This window comes from Oleiagrimonas sp. (genome assembly GCF_027858935.1).
Taxonomy (GTDB): domain Bacteria; phylum Pseudomonadota; class Gammaproteobacteria; order Xanthomonadales; family Rhodanobacteraceae; genus Oleiagrimonas.
The window spans coordinates 1-2855 of sequence record NZ_JAQIBU010000345.1 but is presented as its reverse complement, the minus strand read 5'-3'; the positions used below and the strand labels follow the sequence as shown (position 1 = coordinate 2855).

The window sequence follows — 2855 nt, the reverse complement described above, 5'->3', positions numbered from 1 at the left end:
GCGCGTGCGCCTGCGGGTGTCCGATCGCACCGCAAAGGGCTTGTCGGCCCCCGGACTGGCGGTCGTGCTGGTGGGCAGCGACGCGGCATCGTCCGTGTATGTGCGCAACAAGCGCAAGGCCTGCCATCAGGTGGGCTTTCGCTCGTTCGATTACGACCTTCCGGCGACCACCACCCAGCAGGCCTTGTTCGACCTGATCGATCGCCTGAACGGCGATCCTGAGGTGCACGGCATCCTGGTGCAGTCACCGCTGCCCGGGCACATCGACGAAGATGCGCTGGTGGACCGGATCGACCCGACCAAAGATGTGGATGGCTTTCAGGCGGTGAACGTCGGCCGTCTCGCGTTGCGCCGTTTCGGCCTGCGCCCGTGCACGCCCAAGGGTGTCATGACCTTGCTGGGACATACCGATCGCCCGGTGCGCGGCCAGCATGCGGTGGTGGTGGGGGTGTCAAACCATGTCGGTCGTCCGCTGGTGCTTGAGCTGATGGTCGCTGGCTGCACCACGACCTGCTGCCATCGCTTCACCCGCGACCTGCGCAACTACGTCAGCCAGGCCGACATCGTCATCGTCGCCGTGGGCAGGGCCGGCCTGGTCAAGGGCGAATGGATCAAGCCGGGCGCCGTGGTGATCGACGTGGGCATCAACCGGCTGGATGATGGCCGTCTGGTCGGTGACGTGGAGTTCGACACGGCGGCGGAACGTGCCAGCTGGATCACGCCGGTGCCCGGTGGCGTCGGCCCGATGACGGTCGCCACGCTGATGGAAAACGCACTGGAAGCAGCCGAGGCAAGCGCGCTGCATCAAAACGCACGCTGATACCACCAACATTCAGCTGGACGGCTGGCGAGCCCCGGGGCAGGCCGCGTATAATTCCCTCTTTGCAGCGGGACTTTTCGCATGCGCATCCTCGCCGAGGCCCTGACCTACGACGACGTCTACCTTGTTCCTGGCCATTCCATCGTGTTGCCGCGTGATGTGGATACCTCAACCCGGTTCACGCGTAATCTGAGACTGAACATTCCGATCGTGTCCGCTGCCATGGACACCGTCACCGAAGCCCGCCTCGCCATCACCATGGCGCAGAACGGCGGCATCGGCATCCTGCACAAGAACATGACGGTCGAGCAGCAGGCTGCCGAAGTGCGTCTGGTGAAGAAGTTCGAGGCCGGAGTCATCCGCAGCCCGATCACCGTGACCCCGGACACCTCGATTCGCGAGGTCTTGCGGCTCACCCACGCACACAACATCTCGGGTGTCCCGGTGGTGGATGGCACCCGTCTGGTCGGCATCGTGACCAGCCGTGACCTGCGTTTCGAACGCAAGCTCGACGACCCGGTCAGAAACATCATGACCCGCCAGGAAAAGTTGGTCACCGTGCAGGAAGGTGCCGACCACGACAACGTGCTGCAACTGCTGCACAAGCACCGCATCGAGAAGGTGCTGGTGGTCAACGACGAGTTCCAGCTGCGCGGCCTGATCACGGTCAAGGACATCCAGAAGGCACGCGATAACCCGCATGCCGCGAAAGACAAGCAGGAAGCCCTGCTGGTCGGCGCCGCCGTCGGTGTCGGTGGCGACACCGAACATCGCGTGGCCGCGCTGGTCGAAGCCGGCGTCGACGTGCTGGTGGTCGATACCGCGCACGGCCATTCGCAAGGCGTGATCGATCGCGTCGCCTGGGTCAAGAAAAACTATCCGCAGGTGGAGCTGATCGCCGGCAACATCGTCACCGGTGAAGCGGCGCGTGCGTTGCTCGACGTGGGCGTGGATGCGGTCAAGGTCGGCGTCGGCCCCGGATCGATCTGCACCACCCGCGTGGTGGCTGGCGTTGGCGTACCCCAGATCACGGCGATCGACATGGTGGCCACCGCGCTGAAGGACGAAATTCCGATCATCGCCGATGGTGGCATCCGCTACTCCGGTGACATCCCCAAGGCGCTGGCCGCCGGCGCGTCGACCGTGATGCTCGGCTCGATGTTTGCCGGCACCGAGGAGTCGCCCGGTGAAGTGGAGCTGTTCCAGGGCCGCTCGTACAAGAGCTACCGCGGCATGGGCTCGATCGGTGCGATGGCCTTGGGGTCCAAGGATCGCTATTTCCAGGAAGAGGCCGATGCCGACAAGCTGGTACCCGAAGGAATCGAAGGCCGGGTGCCGTATCGCGGTCCGCTGCGCAACATCATCCATCAGCTGATTGGCGGCCTGCGGGCGTCGATGGGCTACGTGGGTGCTGCCAACATCGAGGACGTCCGCCACAAGGCGCAGTTCGTCAAGGTGACCGGCGCCGGCGTCACCGAAGCCCACCCGCACGATATCCAGATCACCAAGGAAGCGCCGAATTACCGGCTGAATTCCTGATCAAGGGAACAAAGGGCATCTGGTCCGGGCGCTGACAAACGTGGCGCTCCCGGACTGGCGCCCTTCGTACGGCGAACACGCAGCGTAGCGCCGCCGTCATTCCCCATCTTTGCTTTTCGATTTACGGCCACCTCATGACCAATATCCACAGCGACAAGATCCTGATTCTCGATTTCGGCGCGCAGTACACCCAGCTGATCGCCCGCCGCATTCGCGAAATCGGTGTCTACTGCGAGATCTGGGCGTGGGATCACGACCCCAGCGAGATTGCCGCCTTTGGCGCCAAGGGCATCATTCTGTCCGGCGGCCCCGAGTCGACGACGCTGCAAGGGGCACCCAACGCGCCACAGCAGGTGTTCGATGCCGGAGTGCCCATTCTCGGCATCTGTTACGGCATGCAGACCCTGGCCGCACAGCTGGGTGGTTCGACCGAAGCTGCTGATGCGCGTGAGTTTGGCCATGCCACAGTCGACATCGTGTCACCGAGCCGCCTGTT

General features: G+C 64.0%; 3 protein-coding genes. All 3 read left to right on the top strand.

Annotation, left to right across the window (positions count from 1 at the left end):
• Positions 1-820: bifunctional methylenetetrahydrofolate dehydrogenase/methenyltetrahydrofolate cyclohydrolase FolD (folD, locus tag PF446_RS13110; RefSeq protein ID WP_298072327.1), on the top strand; the 820-nt coding region annotated here is incomplete at its 5' end.
• Between the two features lie 81 nt (positions 821-901).
• Positions 902-2359 (top strand): IMP dehydrogenase, encoded by a 1458-nt coding sequence (gene guaB, locus PF446_RS13105; protein ID WP_298072325.1) that lies wholly within the window; start codon positions 902-904, stop codon positions 2357-2359.
• 134 nt (positions 2360-2493) lie between these two features.
• Positions 2494-2855 (top strand): gamma-glutamyl-gamma-aminobutyrate hydrolase family protein (locus PF446_RS13100; protein WP_298072323.1); only part of this gene is annotated, 362 nt, incomplete at its 3' end.

What these genes read in the sequence shown, in the direction of transcription:
- guaB (WP_298072325.1), top strand. Translation starts at nt 902, where the DNA reads ATGCGCATCCTCGCCGAGGCCCTGACCTACGACGACGTCTACCTTGTT.